This is a genomic window from Sodalis sp. RH21 (assembly GCF_047324175.1).
Lineage (GTDB): Bacteria > Pseudomonadota > Gammaproteobacteria > Enterobacterales > Enterobacteriaceae > Acerihabitans.
In genome coordinates this window covers 1,029,663-1,049,683 of the sequence record NZ_CP178732.1, presented here as the reverse complement: position 1 = coordinate 1,049,683, position 20,021 = coordinate 1,029,663, and the positions used below count along the sequence as shown (strand labels likewise).

Below are 20,021 nucleotides of genomic sequence, written 5' to 3'. Positions count from 1 at the left end.
GTCGCTCCCGAGCCTAGCAATAACAAAGATTACAGCGAGAGGCCGGCGTAGCCGCCCACCCACCGGGCTTGCGCCGCCAGCTTCGCCCGCAGCCGGTCGATTTGTTCGGCCACGCGGGCCGGCGCGGTGCCGCCGTAGGCGCTGCGCGCGTTAATCGCCGCCTCCAGGGTCAGGCAATCGCGCACCTGCGCCGTCAGCCGCGCATCCACCTGCGCCAGCTGGGCGTCGCTGAGCTGCTCCAGCGCCAGTTGCTGCCGTTCGCACAGTTGCACCAGCCTGCCGGTGATTTCATGGGCTTCCTTGAAAGGCACGCCGCGCCGGGACAGCCAGTCCGCCACTTCGGTGGCCAGGGTGAACCCCCGGGGCGCCTGCTCGCGCAGGCGGGCGCGATCGACGGTCATGGTTTCGATCATGCCGGCCATGGCCGGCAGCACCAGCAGCAGTTGTTCCACGGTATCCATGGCGTTGCGCTTATCTTCGATCAGATCGCGGTTGTAGGAGAGCGGCAGGCTTTTCATCGTGGCCAGCATGGCCGTCACATTACCGATCAGCCGTCCGCTTTTACCCCGGGTCAGCTCGGCGATATCGGGGTTTTTCTTCTGCGGCATGATCGAGCTGCCGGTGGCGTAGCCATCATCCAGCGCCACCCAGCGGAACTGGCGCGACGCCCACAGGCACACCTCTTCGCACAGCCGGGAGAGATTGACGCCGAGCATGCCGCCGGCGAATAAAAATTCGGCCACGTGATCGCGGCTGGCCACCGCATCGATGGAGTTTTCGCAGGCCCCGTCATAGCCCAGGTCCCTGGCCGCCATTTCGGGATGCATGGCGATCGCCGAACCGGCCATGGCGGCGGCCCCCAGCGGCGACAGCGCGCAGCGTTTATCCCAGTCCTGGATACGCTCCACATCGCGGGCGAACGACTGGGCGTGGGCCATGAGCTGATGGCCGAAAACAATGGGCTGGGCCTGCTGTAAGTGGGTGAAACCGGGGGCGACGCTGTCGATGTGCCGCTGCGCCTGCGCCACCAGCGCCGTTTGCAGCTCCAGCAGCGCGCTGACGATTTTGCGGGCGTTATCGCGCAGGTAAAGCCTGAGATCGTTGGCGGTCTGGTCATTGCGCGAGCGGCCGGCGCGCAGCTTGCCGCCCAATTCGCCCAGCCGTTCGGTGAGCATGCGTTCAATGAAGGTATGTACATCCTCATCGTCGGCGCTGGGCTGCGCCAATCCCTGCCGATAGTCGTCGGCCAGCCCGGCGATGGCTTCCACCATCAGGGCGGTTTCCCGCTCGTCCAGCAGTCCGGCGCGCCGCAATTCGTAGGCATGGGCGCGGCAACCCGCCAGATCATAGGCGGCCAGGGCAAAATAGGCGTCGGGGCTGCGCGACAGCGCGCTGAGCGCGGCGGCCGGACCGCTGTTGAAACGCGCGCCCCAAAGACGATCTACCGGATGTGGCATGGATTACTCCTTTCATGGCATGGATATTGCAATATTTCCGTTGGGCAACGCAGAGCGGCGGGTCAACGGTAACCAGGAGGAACGGCCTCTATAGTTCAAATAATTGCGATTGAGATAACAGTGCTGTGAAATTGATGATGGAGAACGAAGGCGTGGGGGTAAATAGTTATTATGGAAAGTCAACTTTCCAAATCGGGAAACACGTCGCCGGTCAAAAGTGATATTAATCAGCAGAACATTGGTGTAGCGGATTTAAAGCTTTTGCGGGTATTCAAAACGGTGGTTGAGGCCGGAGGATTTACCGCGGCCTGTAATGAACTAAATATCGGCCTGGCGGCGATAAGCAAACAAATCTCCGATCTTGAGGTGCGTTTCGGCATGAAACTTTGCACCCGCGGGCGCGAAGGCTTTTATCTTACCGAACACGGAAAAGTAGCCTACCAGGCATGTCTCGATCTGTTCTCATCCATTAATCAGTTTCGCGATAAATTAAATCATGCCCGCCACGAACTGTCCGGCGAATTGAATATCGGCATTATTGACAATACGATAACCGATAAAAAATCGCCTATTATCAGTGCATTAAGCGAGATAAACCGCCTGGCGCCCAAGGTAAGCGTACGCCTGCACGCCACCCAGCTCGATGAAATCGAACGCGGGGTCATCGACGGGCGCTTCACCTGCGGAATAATACCGGTTTATCAGGAAAAAATGGATTTTGATTATTTTTTTCTGTATGAAGAAATATCAAACCTGTGCTGTTCCAGCCAGCATGAGCTATTTTCACTGCCGCTGGAATCCTTGACCAATGAGCGTATTTCCGGCGCCTGCTTAATCAATCATTTTTATACCAATCACAGCCATAAAAATCCGGCATTGCATTTTTCCCCGTCCAATGCCGTGGCGGTACAAGTAGAGGCGGTAACCATGCTAATCCTTACGGGAAATTATGTGGGATTTTTGCCGCAGCATTATATTGGCCGGTATGTTAATGAAGGGAAAATTAAAGCGCTTCGCCCGGATACGATTCGCGTGCATACCCCATTTAACCTGGTGGTCAAACGGGGCGCGGCGTTAAATTCGGTGGTGAATTTATTTCTCGCCGCGCTCAGGGCGCCCGCGGCGGCGGCCAAAAGTTAAGCACCCTGGCGGTGCACCATGGCGCGAACGGGCTGCACCACCAGCGGGCAGCCCGATTATCACGCGCCGGGGGCTCCGGCTATTATTTACCGCCTCCGAAAGCGGTCAATTGCGCCGCCGCGGGCTGGTTCAGGTATAACGTGGCGTGCGGGGCGGTCTGTAATAGCGAAGCCGGGCACATAAACGTCACGGGACCTTCCAGCAGCCGTTTGATGACCGGGGCTTTATCCGCATCGTGCACCAGGGCCAGCACCCGGCCCGGACGCAATAGCGCATGCATGGTCAGCGACAGGCCGTAATGGGGCACCTCGTCCAGGGTCTGGAAGATACCGGCGCGCTTGACCTGATCGCGGGTGGTTTCATCCAGGGCGACTACGCGAATAATGTCGCGGGTGGTGAAATCCGCGGGCGGATCGTTGAAGGCCAGATGCCCGCTGCTGCCGATGCCGACCACGCACAGCACCGGATCGAGGGTCTGGTACAGCCGCGTATAGCGTTCCAGCTCCTCCTCCACCGGTTGATGATCGCCGCGCATGGGGTAAAACGCCTTGGGTTTCACCTCATCGAGCAAATGCTTGCGCATCCGCGACGCGCCGCTTTCCGGCCGGCTTTCCGCCACGCCCATATAGGTATCCACATGCAGAATGGTAATGCGCGACCATTCGATATCGTTGCGCGCCTTGAGCGCGGTAAAAAAAGCGTTTTGCGCCGCCCCCAGCGCCATGATAATGGCAATTTCCGCTTTGCCGGCCAGTTCCGCTTTCACCACTGCGGCTAAATCCGCGGCCGCCGCTTCGCCCAATTCGCTATCGGTCGCCGCGACCAGGACCTTTAGATCGCCATATGTGTGCTGCTGCATTTCCACTCCCCTTATTTGCCGGTTAGGTGATACCCGATTTCAGAACAAACGACTCCCCTGCGCGCCATGGCAATGGCGCGACAAAATAGGACATTAACGCTAAGCCGATAAGACGTTATTGGCCGGGCGGTTCAGCACTTGGCCGAGGATCTTTTTTCAGCCAATGTACGGAAAAATGGCTATCGACATTGAATTCAACTTCCAAATCGATAAAGGTTTCCTGCAATAGCAGTTCCAGATTCTGATGATCCCGGGCGCGGATGGCGTCAAGCAGCCGGGTGTGAATTTCAATCATATGGCGCGCCCGTTCCACATTTTTGGTCAGCGCGCCCCGCAGGGGGGCCAGTTGGCGATAAATACCCGTCATGGTTTGCAACAGGATGCGGTTTTTCGCCGCATGGGCGATACGCCGGTGAAACATGCCGTCCGCGCGCTGAATCATGCGGGGATCGCTGATATGGGTTTCCATCAGGGTGATGGTATCGCCGATTCGCTCCAGTTCTTGCGCGGTGGCGTGTTCGGCCGCGAGATGATAAACCAGCGGCTCAAGCAGGCGCCGGGTGGCGATAAGCTCCGCCACGTGGTTCACTTCGTGGGCGATATGGTGGCCCAGTATTTCCACCGGGATCATCTCGGAGGCGATAAATACGCCGCCCGCTTGCCCCGGTTTAATGCGGATCACTCCCACGTTCTCCAGGATGCGCAACGCCTGGCGCAGCGTGGGGCGCGAAATCTCCATCGCCCGGGCCATTTCGTGTTCATTGGGCAGCCGGTCGCCGTCCTGCAATCCCTGGGCGTCGATGGCTTCGACGATACGCTCAATCACCGTTTCAAATGTCCGGTGCGCTTTAATGGGGGCAAAAATATGCGTTCCCGCACCCGGTCCTGAAGATATATTTATCATTTATGATTTACTCTTTCTGCACGCCTGCGTATTTTCCGTGGGGATAAATGCCGCCGAGGAAAGTGCCGAGTTCAGCGGCATGCGCTAATGGGGAAACCACTATTTCCGCGTGAAACGCGGGCTCCAGCCCCTCGTGGTAATAGGCCCGCGCCTGGTCCAGATAATACCCGGCGGCTTTCTTTATCGACCCGTTGATGATGATACGTTCCGGATGGTAAAAACGCGAAATCATCTGCATCACGCGTCCGAGGTAGCGGGTGAACAGGCCGATGGTTTGCACGGCCGGCGCATCCTCCCCGCCGATGGCGCGGGAGAATAACGTGACGGCATCGGCGTGCTGCCCGGATAACTGGTAATACATTTCCCGTATTCCCCGGCCGCAGACCGTCCTGTCCAACGAGCGGTATTCATTAAGCTCGTCGATATACAGCATTTGTTCGGAAATCAGTCCCGCGGCGAAATGGCCGCGCAGGACATTGCCCGCATAACAGCCCACGCCGATCCCCGTGCCGAGATTGAGCAAGGCAAACGGCGCGCCGTCCCCGCCCGCGCCCGCATGGGCTTCCGCGATGGCCATGGCATGGATATCGTCATCCACCCTGACCTCGCAGGCCAATGCCTGGCTTAAAAACGCCGCCAGGGGAAAATTCACTTTCCCTCCCATCAACGAGCTATAGGCCACGGTGCCGCCGTTAAGCACCCCGTTGAGACTGACGGCGACGCCGTCGGCATCAAGCGGCAGCCTGGAGCGGATCAATTCGGCCAAATCGCCGGCGAACAGCGGGGTGCCCCGGCGTAATAGCGCGGTGGGGGTTTGCCCCAGCGCCGTGACCGACAGGTTTTCGGCGATATGGCAAAATTGAATTTTGGTTCCGCCAATATCCACGCCTAAAGCGCATCTCATGCCATCACCCTGTAGCCCACCGGCGCCTCGTCCGCATCATCGATTAAATGCAGCGCTTCCAGCGGACCAAAAGACGACCCGATACCGCCGAAATAGGCAATCTGCCATTGCCCCCGCGCATCGAGCACCGGCACGCCGTGATAAGGCAAAATAGCCGACCATGGATTAACCGGGATCACCGCCAGGTTTTCCGGTTTGGGCGACACGGTAAGCTTCAGGGCCTGCGGCCGCAAATTATGCAGGTATCCCGTCGAGTCGCGCAGCGCCAAAATCGACCGGTAGGCAAAAAACTGCCGGTGCGCCACCTTATCGATATAGTCGCGGGGATAACGCAGGGCGGAATCCTGCTGTGCGGGATCGTAGGCCGCCGCCAGCACCGCCGGATCGTAGTCGTGGGTGGGCACCGAGTTGCGGGTAACGGCGACGGTAGTGGCATAGGCGGCCCGCACGTCGGGGTCGCCCTGCAACCAGAGTTCGCGCATGCGCTCCTGCTCATGAATCCAGCGCCCTTCAAAATTGGGAATGGTGGTGACCATATCATCCAGGCTATGGAAAGCGATGCGGTCCGCATCGACGCCGGCCACCGCCATCACGGCCGGGATGCCGGCGCGATAGGCCGCGATGCGCCGCGGGTCCACCCCCTGGCAGCGGCCCAGGATACCCTCTTCCAGAATGGTCAATTTCCCGCCCGGGGGATAGACGTCCGCCACCGCGTCAAGCACGCTTTGGAAGCGGCGCAGCATCAGCGCTTCCCCGAGATCGGGCGCCTGCCGGTCGGTCTTGAGCGGATTGGGCACCTTATAGGGAAACGCCATCGTCACAAATTCCAGGGGCTGCCGCCTGGCGGTGAAATAGGCAATCTTGTCCAGCCACTGCCGCCGGTTAGCCGGGATAAACGACGCGTCGCCGAACAGCACCTCGGAGTGGGTAAAGATTGAAAGAATACGCTCTTCCGTGGTCCCCTGCGGTTCGGCGCGGATGTCCACGTCATTGAGCAACAGCAAGGCGGTCAATTGGTCCGCGCTCATCGCCACCCGCTTACTGACGAGCGGCGGCGCAAAATGGCGCGGTAAGGGGGCATTGGCATAAATAAACGGATTGGCCATCAGATCGTGTTCTCTCTAAAACGTTAACGGATGCGAGCGAGGAATTCCGCCGTTCGCGGGTTCATGGAGTGACGGATTATCTCGTCGGGTTTACCTGATTCGGCGACGATGCCTTGGTCGATAAAGTGCACGCTGTCGCCCACTTCCTCGGCAAAGCGGATTTCGTGGGTCACGACGATCATCGTCATGCCCTCCTTCACCAGATCGCGGATAACCGATAACACCTCGCCGACCAGCTCCGGGTCCAGGGCCGAGGTCGGTTCGTCAAACAAAATCAGCGCGGGATTGGTGGCGATGGCCCGCGCTATCGCCACGCGCTGCTGTTGTCCGCCGGACAGGTGCAGCGGATATAAATGCGCTTTATCGGCCAGTCCGACCCGGTGCAGCAATTCCATGCCGCGCGCTTTGGCCTCGCTGCGGCTTTGACCGGAAACCAGCCTTAGCCCGGCGGTAACATTATCCAGCGCGGTCATATTGGGAAACAGATTAAAGCGTTGAAACACCATCCCGATGCTGGCCCGGCGCGCCGCGGTGCAGCGCTGGCTGGCCCGGTACCATTTGTCTCCCCGCCGCTGGGCCCCCACCAGGTAATCGTCCACCCACAGCTCGCCGTCCTGGTAGGTTTCGAGATTATTGACGCAGCGCAGCAACGTACTTTTCCCCGACCCGGAGGGGCCGATGATAAACGCGGCTTCCGCGCGTTTAACGCTCAGATCGATACCGTTGAGTATGTCGTGGGCGCCAAAAGATTTCCTGAGGCCTTTGATCCTGACGAGATCCCCGGCGCTGTCCGTAATGCCGTTTTGCTGTTTACCGGTGATAACGTTCATGGTATTGCCTGCACTTTTTTTACCACGGTGGTATTGAGGCTTTTCTGCAACCGGGCTTCCAGCATCGACTGGCCGTAGGAGGCGACGGAGACCAGTATCAGGTACCAGATGGAAGCCACCAGCAGCATCTCGATAATATAAAAATTCTGCGCCGCGATGCTTTGGGTGGTGCCGAGAATTTCCCGGGTGCCGATGACATACACCAGCGAGGTGCCTTTGAGCAGATCGATGGCCAGATTACCCGCCGCGGGCACGATGACGCGGATCGCCTGCGGCAGCACAATTTTGGTCAGGGCGCGGATCGGCGTCATGCCAATGGACAGCGCCGCTTCCGTCTGGCCATGATCCACCGCAATCAGTCCGCCGCGGATCACCTCGCACATAAAAGCGCTGACGTTAAGCAACAACCCCAATAACGCCGCGGAGGTAGCGGAAATTAAACTATTGGTGTCGATGGAATAAGCGCCAAGCTTGATCGCGGGAAGAAATAAGCCGAAATTAAACCAGAACACCACTTGGACCAATAACGGCGTGCCGCGAAAAAACCAGATATAAACCGCTGCCATGACATTAAGAACCCTATTTGTCGAAACGCGCATTGCCGCCAGTAATGTACCGAGCACCAGCGAGCCGGCAAAAGACACGACGGTCAGCATTAAGGTGTTATAAACCCCCGTCAGCATAATCGGGGAAAAGAAATATTCCCCGATGACCCGCCAGCGGATATGGCCGCTGCCAAACACCAGTAATAAAATGGTCAATGCGACGGCGACGGCGATAATTGCGGCGATCGCGTTCAAAATTTTGGCACCCGCCCTGTCATGAATATGGCGTTCCCCGGTCCTGGCGAGCTTCATGGTCATATCCCCTCCATCGGCGGTCAATTCATCATTGAAGCGTTGATCCGAATCCGGTCGGGGGTGGCGTCGCCCACATCCCATCGATCCATGATTTGCCGATAGCTGCCGTCTTCTTTCATTGCCTGCATGGCGCCGGCCACGGCCGCCATTAAATCAGAGGCGGTTTTGGCGAAAGCTATCCCCTGGTTGGCCGGGGCGAAACGGGGAATCGGCGATAATTCGAGCTGGGTTTGGATGCCTTCGGTGGCGGTTTTCAAGGTGTAATTACTGACGCCGTAGGTGTTCATCGTGGCGTCGGCCTGACCGCTGGCCACCGCCAGATAAGGGCCGGTCTGGTCGGCGGTTTCCGAAACCACCACCGGCGTACCGCACTGTTTATTGAGTTTTTCGATAATGTCCGGAAAAAACGAGCCGGTCACGATGGACACCCGTTTGCCGCACAAATCGGCCATGGTTTTAATGTTAAGGGGATTGCCTTTTTTAACGATAACCCCGGAGCCTTCCTCGGAGTAATCGATAAAATTAACCACTTCCTCCCGCTTTTTCGAATCCGCCATGGCGCTGACATATAAATCATACCGGCCTGACTGTACGCCCGGAATACCGGCGCTGAATTGGATCGCGCTCCACTTGACCTGCAAACCGAGACGCTTCGCCGCTTCATTGACCAAATCAACGTCCACGCCGGTAGCCTGGTTAGTCTTGGCGTCAATAAAAGACCAGGGCGCATTGCCATCCGTGGTCGCCGCATTCAGCGTCTTGCGGGCTGTGACCTCAGCGGGTAAATATTGGGTAAAGCTGCTGGCGACGCTCAGGTTTGGCTTGATTTCCAATGCGGCGGCATGACTCGCGCCGCCGGTGGCCAGCATGGCGCAAATCCCGGTGGCCATGGTTGAACAGAGTGAAAATGCGCGGCTAAACATAGGTACCCTCCTGATGATTAATTAATCAATAGAAAAAGGGTAACTGTTTTTCCCTTTGACGGGTAATAAGGATTTCCTTGGTCCGTACGGGCACGCGCAGAGAAATAGGGAGGGGGATTATTGCGGCTAATGGCGCCGTTTTTAAGGTGCAATTACAGCCAATTATACGCTCCGGCGCGCGACTGTGCGCTGGCTGACGCGGCGCTGTTGAATAAAAAAGGTGCAACGGCGGTCCGCCGAGTTTCTATTCGGGCAGATTGGCGCACCGCCGCTGTGCAACTTTTAAACATAACAATAAGAAAACAATATCGTTAACATTACAGCGCATGATTTAACGTATTAGTAATGAAAGCGCGGGCAGGACATAAAGGGAGCAGTCGGCGGATAGACGGCGTGAGGCAAAAAAAAAGGGCTGATTGCGTAAACGCAATCAGCCCCGGATCATGATAAAGCAGTGCACGATCTATGATAGGTTATTTTTTAGCGCCGCTTTTACCTTTGCCTTTATCACCTTTTTTGTCGTCGCTTTTATCCTTGCTGACCGACTTTTCTTTTTCGGCAGGCTTGTCTTTAGCGGCCGATTTGTCTTTTGATGGAGCAAACGTTCTCTTACCTTCTTGATATATAGTCATTTTGACTCCAAAATAGTACGTAATAATTATAGGATAAGATATAAATTAAATACTCATTGGCTTGAATACGCTGAGTACCTTAATCGCACTTACTTTATGAGTTTAGTTCGGGAATGGGTTAACACAACATTATTTTTAGGTATATATCGACGGCATTACCTTCAGATGTATTTTCGCGATAAACATCACATATTAAAAAAAAGGCTATCAATATGTTCTATTTTTTTAAGCAGCTCCCCGCCCGAGAAAAAATAGCGGCGCGGCCACCTCGCCAAATAAACGCACCCTGCCCTTCCAGCCGGCTTTTATCCCTAATTTAACAGTATATTACGGGTAGCGGCGCATACGCCAACGCACCCTTTTAACCGGAACGATAGCGGCCAAAACGTTACCTTTTCTTACGTTTTAGCCGCAATTCACCCGCCGCCGCCGCGACAATTCACCATGGCGCCAGGCTCGCTATCGCCGGTAATTCATCAAGAGATCATTAGCTTGTCCGGCCACACCCCTTATTAAGCGCCGCGAAAGCATTTCGCGGCCAGGCACTCCGCCGCATAGCGGGTTAGTGGGGCCGCATCTATACTAAACATTAGCATCCCTAATGTAGCGAATCCGATCAGGACAGCCATTTTTATTTTAAAACCAAAAACTTCCACCGTTAACGATTTCACCATCATAAATAAAAAATAAGGCCGGTTTTCATCTCCCCAGCAATAACCGGTAAATAAATAAGGAGGGGGAATGGCGCTTTTTTCCACTTTTTGGCAAGCGGGTTATGAAGGTGCCGATCACATTAATCGCCTGGGTGAAAGGCTATCGATGAATGCCGCCACGGATCATCTCCGGCAAGCCGGGAATGATTACGCCGCGCTGATCCCTTTCTCAATGCGTACGGTGCGCGAAACCGTGGGTTGGCGCCTGGTGGAACGGCAGGGGCGCTTTGATTTTTCATCCCTGGAAACCCGGCTGAATGCGGCCCGGGAACGGGGAATCCAGATTTGCTGGACCTTTTGCCACTATGGCTGGCCGGAAGATATCACCCTGGATTCGCCGGAATTCGTGCCGCGCTTCGCGCGCCTGTGCGGGGCGCTGGCAACTTATCTGGCTCCCTTCGGCGGCCCAGCGCCCGTCTATTCGCCGATTAACGAGATCTCGTTTACCAGTTGGGGGGTATCGGTGGGGTTTTTCCAGGGCCTGCGCATGCCGTACGCGCACGCGGCGGCATTGTGCAAACGCCAGCTCGTACGGGCGACCCTGGCCGGCTGCGATGCCATCTGGGCCGCCGATCCGCGCGCCAGAATTTTACAATGCGACCCCTTGATCCACGTGGTGGCCGCCGATGACGATCCGCAAGGAACGGCATCCGCCGCGCAGTGGCATGCGGCTCAATTCGAGGCGTGGGACATGCTGTGCGGCAAACTGCATCCGGAACTCGGGGGGGCGCCGCGCTATCTGGATATCATCGGCGCGAATTACTACCACGACAATCAATGGGAGGTGGGTTCGGGGCGGCGTTTATGGTGGCATTTGGCCGATGGCCGCCGTAAACCCCTGCATCAGATGCTGATCGAATTACAGCACCGTTACCAGCGCCCCGTGCTATTGGCGGAAACCAGCCATATCGGTAGCGGCCGGGGAGCCTGGATCAACGATATCACCCGCGAAATGGCGCAGGCCACACTGGCGGGCGTGCGCCTGCTGGGGATCTGCCTTTACCCCATTATCGATCGCCCCGACTGGGAGAATGGCGCCGCCTGGCATCACAGCGGCCTGTGGGATCTCGATCGCCAGGGTCCCGATCCCCTCGCCCGCCGGCTGGCCCCTACGTATGCGGCCGCATTACGCCATGCGCAGCAAGTCCTGCACGATTTTCAAGACCACTATTGCCCCATTAACCGCCCCCCGGGCCAGGAAAGCACCATGAAAACCATTATCGTTTTTTGCCATTTGCGCTGGGATTTCGTCTATCAACGGCCTCAACAATTGCTTACGCGGCTGGCGCAGTTTTACCGTATTCAATTCATTGAAGAACCGGTTTATGATGCCGGTCCGGCGCGGCTGGAACGCACCGATCCGGCCGCCAATATCACCGTCTACCGGCCCCATACGCCGGTGCGCGCCGCGGGTTTTCATGATGATCAAATTGCTTTATTGCAGCCGCTGCTGGCCGAACTGACGGATAGCGATGCGGCGCCGATCGTCTGGTTTTATACGCCGATGGCGCTGCCGCTGCTGGCATCCCTGAATCCGGGCCTGGTGGTTTATGACTGCATGGATGAGCTGGCGGCGTTTAAACATGCGCCAAAACAGCTCCTGCAGCGGGAATCGGCGCTGCTGGCCTGCGCCGACCTGCTGTTTACCGGCGGTCCCAGCCTGCATCGGGCCAAGTCCGGCCGCCATGATAACGGCCATTGTTTTTCCAGCAGCGTCGACGCCGTCCATTTTGCGCAGGCGCTGGACCGGAGTAACGGCCATCCGCTGCAAAATGACATTCCCCATCCGCGCCTGGGGTTTTACGGGGTGATCGACGAACGGCTCGATCTCGGGCTGCTCGCCGCCCTGGCCGATAGCCACCCCCAGTGGCAGTTGGTGCTGGTCGGCCCGGTGGTGAAAATCGATATTGCCAGTTTGCCGGTACGGCCGAATATCCATATCCTCGGCCAGCAGCCCTACCAGGCGTTGCCGCAATTTCTGGCCGGTTGGGATCTTTGCCTGCTGCCGTTCGCCCTGAACGAATCGACCCGGTTTATCAGTCCCACCAAGGTACTGGAATATATGGCGGCGGAACTGCCCATCGTGAGCACCGCCATCACCGATGTGGCGCAGCCCTACGGCCACGAGGTGGCGATCGGCCATGGCATTGATGGTTTTATCGCCGCCTGCGAGCGCGCGCTGGCGATGACGCCCGCCGAATTCGGCCCGATTGCCGGGCGTATGCGCGCCATCGTGGCGGCCACGTCCTGGGATATCACGGCGGCGCAGATGCGGGAATTACTTGAAAGCGCCCTGGCGGCGCGGACCGCACAATCAGCGCCGGGGGAAGCCCGCAGCGCGCAGGCGTTATCCGGCGAGCGGCCGGGTCCGCTGCCCCCGGTCGCCGCCCTGAACCGGCGCAAACCCGGCGAAACGCCGCCGGCGGCATGCCTGATTATCGGCGCCGGCCCCACCGGCCTGAGCGCGGCTTACCATTACGGCGCGGGTTCGGTGCTGCTGGAGCAGCATGACAGCGTAGGCGGCTGGTGCCGTTCGGTGCAAGACCGGGGTTTTACCTTTGACTACGCCGGCCATATCATGTTTTCCAACGACCCCTATGTGCTACAGCTCTATGACATGCTGCTCGGCGATAATATCCATTGGCAAAACCGTGAAGCATGGATATTCAGCCATAACGTGTATACCCGCTACCCGTTCCAGGGCGCCCTGTACGGCCTGCCGCCGGCGGTGATCAAAGAGTGCATCGTCGGGGCCGTGGCCGCCCTGTATGGCCGCGATAACACCGCGGCGGCGGACGCCGGCCGGGCGGCCCCGCTCCAGGTGGTGGGCGAGAAGGTTGCGCCGGAGGACGGTGCCAACAACGGCGCCGTCCCCGCAATCATCGAAGATTGCTGCGCGGACGGCAGCGGGCCGGGGGATATTTGCTCCACCGCCGCCAAGGCGCCATTGGACAATTTCGAGCAATTTATCTATCAGATCTGGGGGGAAGGCATCGCCCGGCATTTTGCGCTGCCCTATAACCAAAAACTGTGGACCATCCCCTTGGCCGAGATGGAAACCTCCTGGCTCGGCGGGCGGGTGCCGCTGCCCGATCTGGAGCAGATTATCGAAGGCGCCCTGGAGCCGGTCGCCAAACCCATGGGGCCCAACGCCCGTTTTGGTTATCCCTTGCGGGGCGGGTTCCAGGCGTTGATGACGGGGTTTTTACCCCATTTGTCCGGGCGGGTGGAAACCGGCGCCAGCGTGGTGAAACTGCTGCTCGCTGAACATATCGCCGTGCTGGGCGACGGCCGGCGGTATCGCTATGAACATCTCATCAGCACCATGCCCCTGCCGGAACTGATCAAGATCATCGGCGACGACGCGCCGGCGGCGGTGCAAACCGCCGCGCGCAATTTGCGGCATATTTCCGTACGCTGCGTGAACCTGGGGATTGACCGGCCCGGCCTGACCGATAAGCACTGGATTTATTATCCCGGCGACACCCTGTTCCATCGTATCTATGTGCAGGGCAATGCCAGCCCCGGCTGCAACCCGCCGGGGGGATTCGGCCTCACCTGCGAAATCACCTATTCGCCTTACAAACCGCTGCCGCTGGACGGCCAGGCGCTTATCGATCGCTGCATTGCCGATTGCCAACGCGTCGGGCTATTTACGGCGCAGGACCACGTGCTGGCGGCGAACCAGATTGATATGCCTTACGCTTATGTGGTTTACGATCACGGGCGGGCGCAGAACGTGGCGCTGATCCGCGATTGGCTGGCGCAGCATGATATCGCGCTATCGGGCCGCTACAGCGAATGGGAATATTATAATTCGGATCATGCGTTTATCGCGGGGAAAAACGCCGCGCAGGCGGTCAAAACCCACCAGCTAAAACTGCATACGGGGCATTAATCCCCGCATCGGTGGCTGGGCGGGCTGCTTATCACGGCGGACGCCGGCATCGCCGTGATGGCGGGGAACCGGTTAATCATCGCGCTTTCTGGCCTGGTTGCGGCCCTGCTGCTTGGCCTGATAAAGGGCCAGATCGGCGCGGTCAATCAGCGCGTCCAGGGGTTCTTTGGCACGGAGCTGCGCCACGCCGCAACTCACCGTAACCTGCATCACCGTATTGCCCACGGTAATTTCCGCCTGCCCGATAAGCCGGGACAACGCGTCCAAACGCCGCAGGGCTTCGTCCCCGTCGCATCCAGTAAGCAGGATCAAAAACTCATCGCCGCCCCAGCGGCATACCCGATCCGAACGCCGCAGGCTGCCGCCGATTAGCTGGGCGATATGCTGGATAACCCGATCGCCGACCCCATGGCCGTAGCGATCGTTGATTTGTTTGAAACGATCGATATCCACGATGGCCAGGGATAACGGCCCGCCATCGTGGGGCGAGGACGCCCGCAGCCGCTGGAAGACGTACTCGAATGCCTGGCGGTTCATGATTCCGGTCAATTTGTCGGTGGTGGCCATATACTCCAGCCGGCGCTGGTAACCGCCGATGGTCAGCCATAAAAACAGTAAAAATAATGCGCTGACCCCGATGCCAATCCCTAAATTTTTTAATAACGTGATATACAGCACCCGTTCCATGGGATGGCTGCTTTGCTCCACCATCAAATACCAATCAAGCTCCGGGATCAGCCGCGTATTCAGCAATACCCGTTTGCCCTGGTATTGATATTGGTAGCCGCCGCCGGGCACCGTGAGAATCGACGTGGTCAACGGGCCGAGTCCCGGCTGTTGCCGGATATTCAGCGGGCGTTTGAAAGCGTTGCCGTGCAGCACCACCGCCCCGGTCTTATCGATAAAATAAATGGTGCGGTTATAGCGGCGCTCATATTTTTCTATCAGATTTTTCACTTTTTCGATGGAAATGCCGATACCGGTAATGCCGATGAAATTCCCTTGATAATCCTTTACCTTATGATTAACGAAAATATCCAGGTGAGTGCGATCCTCGGGATCGGTGCGGGCATCAATCACATAGAGTTTGTCGTCCGGCATCGCTTTTATTTGAAAGTACCAGCGATCTTCGGCTTCCTGCTCGGAAATCGTCTCCAGAATGCGTTTGGGATCGTAATAGCGCCGGGTTTTATCGGAGATGAAAAACGAAAAAATGGTATCAAACCGCCGATCGATTTCGTTCAGGTAGCGAATCATCGCCGCCGGATCTTGCTCCCGATCCACCAGCACCCAATCACGGACAAACGTGTCATGGGCCATCAGCGCCGAGATAAATATGGGTTTTAGCAGGTCCTGCTGAATTTCAGAATAAACGTTATCGCTGGTAAGAGGCAGCGTGTTTTCTTCGATTTCGTCATTGAGTGATTGGCGGGCGACCTCGTAGCTGCTCCAGCTAATGATCAGAAAGGCGGTCAGCAGCATCAGGGTAAATAAAAAGATGGCCCGTGTTTTAGTCAACCAATGAAGGCTATTCATTAATTTCACCTGGAGCGCCAGCATGCTGGCGATAAAAGGGGTAAGGTTCTGCGCATAACGGATGCCGCCGGTCCCATCTTACCAAAATTCGGTGGGAAACGCAGAAAAGACAGAGGGATAGGCGCCAGGAATGAATTAATACCGCCGCCGCCCTTCACAGCGGGTCAAGAAGGGTTATCCTTACTAAACCAATAAACTTACAGGAGTTACGGATGTTCATCGTTGATTTGACTTATGAAGAACCGATAGAGAAAGTCGAGGAGTTGCAAGAAGAGCATATTGCCTGGTTGCAACGGTATTACGCCACGGGTGATTTTCTGGCCTCCGGCAGGAAAGTGCCCAGGATCGGCGGGATTATTTTTACCCGCACCCTGGCGCGGGCCGAGCTTGATAAAATCCTGGCGCAAGACCCCTTTAACGCGGTAGCCAATTACACCGTAACCGAGTTTATCCCGTCCAGAACCAGCGACGCGCTCGCGGCGCTTAAATCGCTCTAGACGCTTGCCGGCGGGGCGGTTGCGGGGCCCGGCCCGGCGCCGCCGGTACTATACCGGCACCATTCCGGTAACTATCAGGCCACGACCAACTGGTTGCGGCCCTGTTTTTTCGCCTGGTAAAGGGCCTCGTCCGCCTGTTTGAGCGCCAGGGCGATGCCCCCCATCTCCGGCGTCCAGAACGCCACGCCCAGGGAGACGGTAATATGGCCGATCTCGGGAAAATTCGCCGTCTCCACGCTGGTACGCAGGCGCTCGGCGATATCCACCGCCGTCGAGCGATCGGCGTCGGGCAACAATATCAGGAACTCTTCGCCGCCGTTGCGGCATAACGTATCGCTGGACCGCGAGCAGGCGCGCAGCAGTTGCGCCAGCAATTTGATCACCGCGTCGCCCACGTCGTGGCCATGGGTATCGTTAACGCGTTTGAAATGATCGATATCCAGGGCGATAACCGCCAGGGGCTGCTTACTGGCCCGGAAATACTCCAGCGCAAAAGATAAACCGCGCCGGTTGAACAGGCCGGTCAGCGGATCGGTTTGTACCTCGGTCTTGAGCTTGCCGATTTTATTTTGCAGCAGGCTGATGCCCAACAGCATGGCCCGTTTTAGCTGCGCCACTTCAAAATACCATGAGGGGATGCGCTCGATATCATCGGATATCCCCACCCGGTCCATAACGTTGGCGCTGCGGGCAAGTTGTCGCAGGGGTTGGGAAATCAGCCGGGCAAACAGCCAGACCGCCATCAGCGTCAACAGGGTAAGCGGCGTGGTGCGGTTCAGAACGTCAAGCATCTGGCTTTTCAGGGAGACCAGGGTATTGTCGGTGGTGCGCACGGTAACAATCGACCACTTGGGGTTGGGTACGGTGGCATATCCCACCAGGCTATTCACCCCCGCCCGGCTGATTTCCTGCAGGCTGCCTTCATTCTGCCGCCGGATGGCCTCGCTTACCGGCCCCGGGTTCAGGATCTGGCCAATTTGCGTCGGGTCCTGATGATATAAAATCTGCCCCTCGCGATCCACCACGTACGTGAAGAGACCTTTATCGCGGTAATTTTGTTCAAGCAGTTGGTTCAGAATGCTTTTTTGCTTTAAATAAATCGCCCCGCCCACATAACCGAGATAATTGCCGTCGCCGTCGTTAATCGGCGAGGAAATAAAGATCACGCGGTTACCCGCGGCGGAAACATAGGGGTCGCTGATGCGGGGCAGCTTGGCGCGCAGCGCATCCATTGCCCCCGGCGTGGTCAGCTTATGCCCGGTTAAATGTATGGTTTCCGGCGACGTGGCCAGCACCACGCCATGGGTATCGACGATGGCGACGGAATTAAAGGTATTGGTCTGTGATAACAGGCGCCGGGTCTCGGCTTGCAGAATTTCAGCATTAGCGAAATTACCGGCCAATAACGATGCGCTGTAGGCCAGCTGGCGCTGGGTGCTATCAAAAAAAATAGCGGTTGAGGACGCCAGCTTGGCCGCATACAGGTGATTGGCCGCCAGCGTACTGTCGATCAGCAACTGCCTCTGTACCCGATAGGTGGCAAAAAAACCATTGGCCAGAGTGATCAAGGCGCTCATCACCGCAAGAATCAGGATCAGGCGCCTTAAATCCATGCGTAGAAAAGGTTTTTTTTGCGGCACTTTACTTATCACTCATAGCGGCATGCTCATAACGTGGTTATCGGCTACATCGGCGATCGCATCAATCGACCATCTTAGACATAGCCTGGGGCACTGTAAAACGTCGTAGCGTAGGTTCTGTCAAAGCACCGCTGCGGAGGTTAAGTAGCATACTGAGTCAGCTTGTCAATAAAAAGCAGTGTAACTCTAAAGCTAAATATTATTTATGTGAAGATACTCAATATTTTTATATATACCAGACCCGGCGCGAAAGCGAGATTTATGTGATATTAATCACGCCAATCTTTGTCTGCCTGCCACATTATTTTCGCCGCTGGCACTCGCGTTAAGGTGATGTCCGCAATCGTAGGTAAAACTTATCCGTTTGCCGTAAAATAACGCCCGCAATCCGATATAAATTCGGCGGAACATCATCTCCAACCCAGTTCAACTCATTGTTTAATAAAATTTAAATTTTAATCTTCTTTTCCATATTTATCCGCTGTCCGGATTCAGCGCCCGGCGCCCGGCTATTTCCGGCTAATGAATCGCCCTATTGCGCCCATTGATTTATTGATAGTGGCAGAGTAAAACCTTTAAGGAATGCGCAACAATTACCCTACAATTTCTTAATGGAGTTGCAGCAATGACAATTAAAAAGCAACAAATGTATATCGATGGCGAGTTTATCGCCAACCGGGGCGATAAATGGATTGATGTGCTGAACCCCGCCACGGAGGATATTATTTCCCAAATACCCGATGCCGGCGTGGAGGATGTGCGGCTCGCCATCGATGCGGCCGCCCGGGCCCAAGACTCGTGGGAGGATCTCCCCGCGCAGGAACGGGGCGCGTGGCTGCATAAAATCGCCGCCGGTATCCGCGAGCGTGCGCAGGAGCTGACCGATATCATCGTGGCCGAAGGAGGCAAAACCCAGGGACTGGCCAATACCGAAGTGCTGTTCACCGCCGATTACCTCGATTATATGGCCGAATGGGCGCGCCGCTACGAGGGCGAAATCGTGCCGAGCGACCGGCGCAACGAGAACATTTTTGTGTTTAAAAAAGCCATTGGGGTCACCACCGGCATTCTGCCCTGGAACTTTCCGTTTTTCCTGGTGGCGCGCAAGGCGGCTCCCGCCCTGATTACCGGCAATACCATCGTGCTGAAACCCAGCCAGCTCACGCCCAATAATGCCATCGCCTTCGCCGAAATCGTCCATCAGGTCGGCCTGCCGCGCGGGGTATTCAACCTGGTTACCGGGCGCGGGTCGGTGGTTGGCCAGGAATTGGCGGCCAACCCCAAGGTGGGTATGGTCAGCCTGACCGGCAGCGTCGCGGCGGGGGAACAAACCATGGCGGCGGCGGCGAAAAACATTACCAAGGTATCCCTGGAACTGGGGGGCAAAGCGCCGGCCATCGTGATGGATGATGCCGACCTGGAGCTGGCGGTAAAAGCCATCGTCGCGTCCCGCATCATCAATACCGGCCAGGTCTGCAACTGCGCCGAACGGGTGTATGTGCAGGAAGGGATTAAAGATCAATTTATCGCGCGCCTGACCACCGCGTTCAACGCGGTCACCTTCGGCGATCCGGCCAAGGAAGCCGCGCTGGATATGGGCCCGCTGATCGATGCGGCGTCGCTGCAAAGCGTACGGGAAAAAGTGGAAAAGGCGGTGGCGCAGGGCGCGAAAATCGTCGTGGGCGGCCAGCGCGCCGGGGGCAAAGGATATTTTTTCCAGCCGACGCTGCTGGTGGACGTGCGCCACGACATGGATATTATGCACGAAGAAACCTTTGGCCCGGTGCTGCCGGTCACCACCTTCAGCACCCTGGATGAAGCCGTCGCCATGGCCAACGATTGTGAATACGGCCTGACGTCCTCGCTGTATACCAGCAATTTGAATACCGCCATGACGGCGATTAAAAAATTGAAATTCGGCGAAACCTATATCAACCGGGAAAATTTCGAGGCGATGCAGGGTTTCCACGCCGGCTGGCGCAAGTCGGGTATTGGCGGCGCCGACGGCCGCCACGGGTTGGAAGAGTATCTGCAAACCCATGTGGTTTATCTGCAATACCAGTCTTGAATCACGGAACGAATGACGGCGGGACGACCATAATGACCGGCCGGGCGAAGGCCG

The 20,021-nt window shown here is 57.2% G+C and carries 15 protein-coding genes; 4 read left to right on the top strand and 11 right to left on the bottom strand.

Going from position 1 to position 20,021, the window contains the following annotated elements; translation table 11 throughout:
- Window positions 1-29: 29 nt before the first annotated feature.
- Window positions 30-1,457 (bottom strand): argininosuccinate lyase, encoded by a 1,428-nt coding sequence (gene argH, locus ACL2XP_RS04800; protein ID WP_413737423.1) that lies wholly within the window; start codon window positions 1,455-1,457, stop codon window positions 30-32.
- A 171-nt stretch (window positions 1,458-1,628) separates the two neighbouring features.
- On the opposite strand from argH, the gene ACL2XP_RS04795 reads away from it, so the two are divergent.
- A complete protein-coding gene (locus ACL2XP_RS04795) occupies window positions 1,629-2,597 on the top strand; it encodes a LysR family transcriptional regulator (protein WP_413737422.1) in 969 nt (322 codons plus the stop codon).
- A gap of 82 nt (window positions 2,598-2,679) precedes the next feature.
- On the opposite strand, the gene ACL2XP_RS04790 is transcribed toward ACL2XP_RS04795, so the two are convergent.
- The 8 genes from ACL2XP_RS04790 to ACL2XP_RS04755 form a co-directional block, all read right to left on the bottom strand.
- The gene (locus tag ACL2XP_RS04790) at window positions 2,680-3,456 is read right to left on the bottom strand and encodes a 6-phosphogluconolactonase (protein WP_413737421.1); all 777 of its coding nucleotides are present in this window, start codon (window positions 3,454-3,456) and stop codon (window positions 2,680-2,682) included.
- Between the two features lie 115 nt (window positions 3,457-3,571).
- The gene (locus ACL2XP_RS04785; protein WP_413737420.1) at window positions 3,572-4,360 is read right to left on the bottom strand and encodes a FadR/GntR family transcriptional regulator; all 789 of its coding nucleotides are present in this window, start codon (window positions 4,358-4,360) and stop codon (window positions 3,572-3,574) included.
- A gap of 7 nt (window positions 4,361-4,367) precedes the next feature.
- Entirely contained in the window at window positions 4,368-5,264 is an 897-nt protein-coding gene (locus tag ACL2XP_RS04780) for an ROK family protein (protein WP_413737419.1), read from the bottom strand.
- Window positions 5,261-6,370, bottom strand: a complete 1,110-nt coding sequence (locus tag ACL2XP_RS04775) for an L-tyrosine/L-tryptophan isonitrile synthase family protein (protein ID WP_413737418.1) — start codon at window positions 6,368-6,370, stop codon at window positions 5,261-5,263. Before ACL2XP_RS04775 ends, ACL2XP_RS04780 begins: the two co-directional genes overlap by 4 nt.
- Before the next feature lie 23 nt (window positions 6,371-6,393).
- Complete coding sequence (locus ACL2XP_RS04770; protein ID WP_413737417.1) at window positions 6,394-7,200, bottom strand: amino acid ABC transporter ATP-binding protein; 807 nt, start codon at window positions 7,198-7,200, stop codon at window positions 6,394-6,396.
- Window positions 7,197-8,057: an amino acid ABC transporter permease gene (locus tag ACL2XP_RS04765; protein WP_413737416.1), complete on the bottom strand. Its 861-nt coding sequence runs from the start codon at window positions 8,055-8,057 to the stop codon at window positions 7,197-7,199. Before ACL2XP_RS04765 ends, ACL2XP_RS04770 begins: the two co-directional genes overlap by 4 nt.
- Window positions 8,058-8,080: 23 nt before the next feature.
- Window positions 8,081-8,983: an ABC transporter substrate-binding protein gene (locus tag ACL2XP_RS04760; RefSeq protein WP_413737415.1), complete on the bottom strand. Its 903-nt coding sequence runs from the start codon at window positions 8,981-8,983 to the stop codon at window positions 8,081-8,083.
- A 473-nt stretch (window positions 8,984-9,456) separates the two neighbouring features.
- Window positions 9,457-9,615, bottom strand: a complete 159-nt coding sequence (locus ACL2XP_RS04755) for a hypothetical protein (RefSeq protein WP_413737414.1) — start codon at window positions 9,613-9,615, stop codon at window positions 9,457-9,459.
- Between the two features lie 741 nt (window positions 9,616-10,356).
- Between ACL2XP_RS04755 and ACL2XP_RS04750 the strand changes: the two genes are divergently transcribed.
- Window positions 10,357-14,226, top strand: a complete 3,870-nt coding sequence (locus ACL2XP_RS04750) for an NAD(P)-binding protein (RefSeq protein ID WP_413737413.1) — start codon at window positions 10,357-10,359, stop codon at window positions 14,224-14,226.
- 72 nt (window positions 14,227-14,298) lie between these two features.
- Here ACL2XP_RS04750 and ACL2XP_RS04745 read toward each other — a convergent pair whose 3' ends face one another.
- Window positions 14,299-15,762 (bottom strand): diguanylate cyclase, encoded by a 1,464-nt coding sequence (locus tag ACL2XP_RS04745; protein ID WP_413737412.1) that lies wholly within the window; start codon window positions 15,760-15,762, stop codon window positions 14,299-14,301.
- Between the two features lie 212 nt (window positions 15,763-15,974).
- Here ACL2XP_RS04745 and ACL2XP_RS04740 point away from each other — a divergent pair, with 212 nt between their 5' ends.
- Window positions 15,975-16,259, top strand: coding sequence for a YciI family protein (locus ACL2XP_RS04740; protein WP_413737411.1), 285 nt, complete (start codon window positions 15,975-15,977; stop codon window positions 16,257-16,259).
- Window positions 16,260-16,333: 74 nt separating this feature from the next.
- Here ACL2XP_RS04740 and ACL2XP_RS04735 read toward each other — a convergent pair whose 3' ends face one another.
- Window positions 16,334-17,872: a sensor domain-containing diguanylate cyclase gene (locus ACL2XP_RS04735; protein ID WP_413739084.1), complete on the bottom strand. Its 1,539-nt coding sequence runs from the start codon at window positions 17,870-17,872 to the stop codon at window positions 16,334-16,336.
- Window positions 17,873-18,524: 652 nt separating this feature from the next.
- Between ACL2XP_RS04735 and aldA the strand changes: the two genes are divergently transcribed.
- The gene (gene aldA / locus ACL2XP_RS04730) at window positions 18,525-19,967 is read left to right on the top strand and encodes an aldehyde dehydrogenase (RefSeq protein WP_413737410.1); all 1,443 of its coding nucleotides are present in this window, start codon (window positions 18,525-18,527) and stop codon (window positions 19,965-19,967) included.
- Window positions 19,968-20,021: the final 54 nt, after the last annotated feature.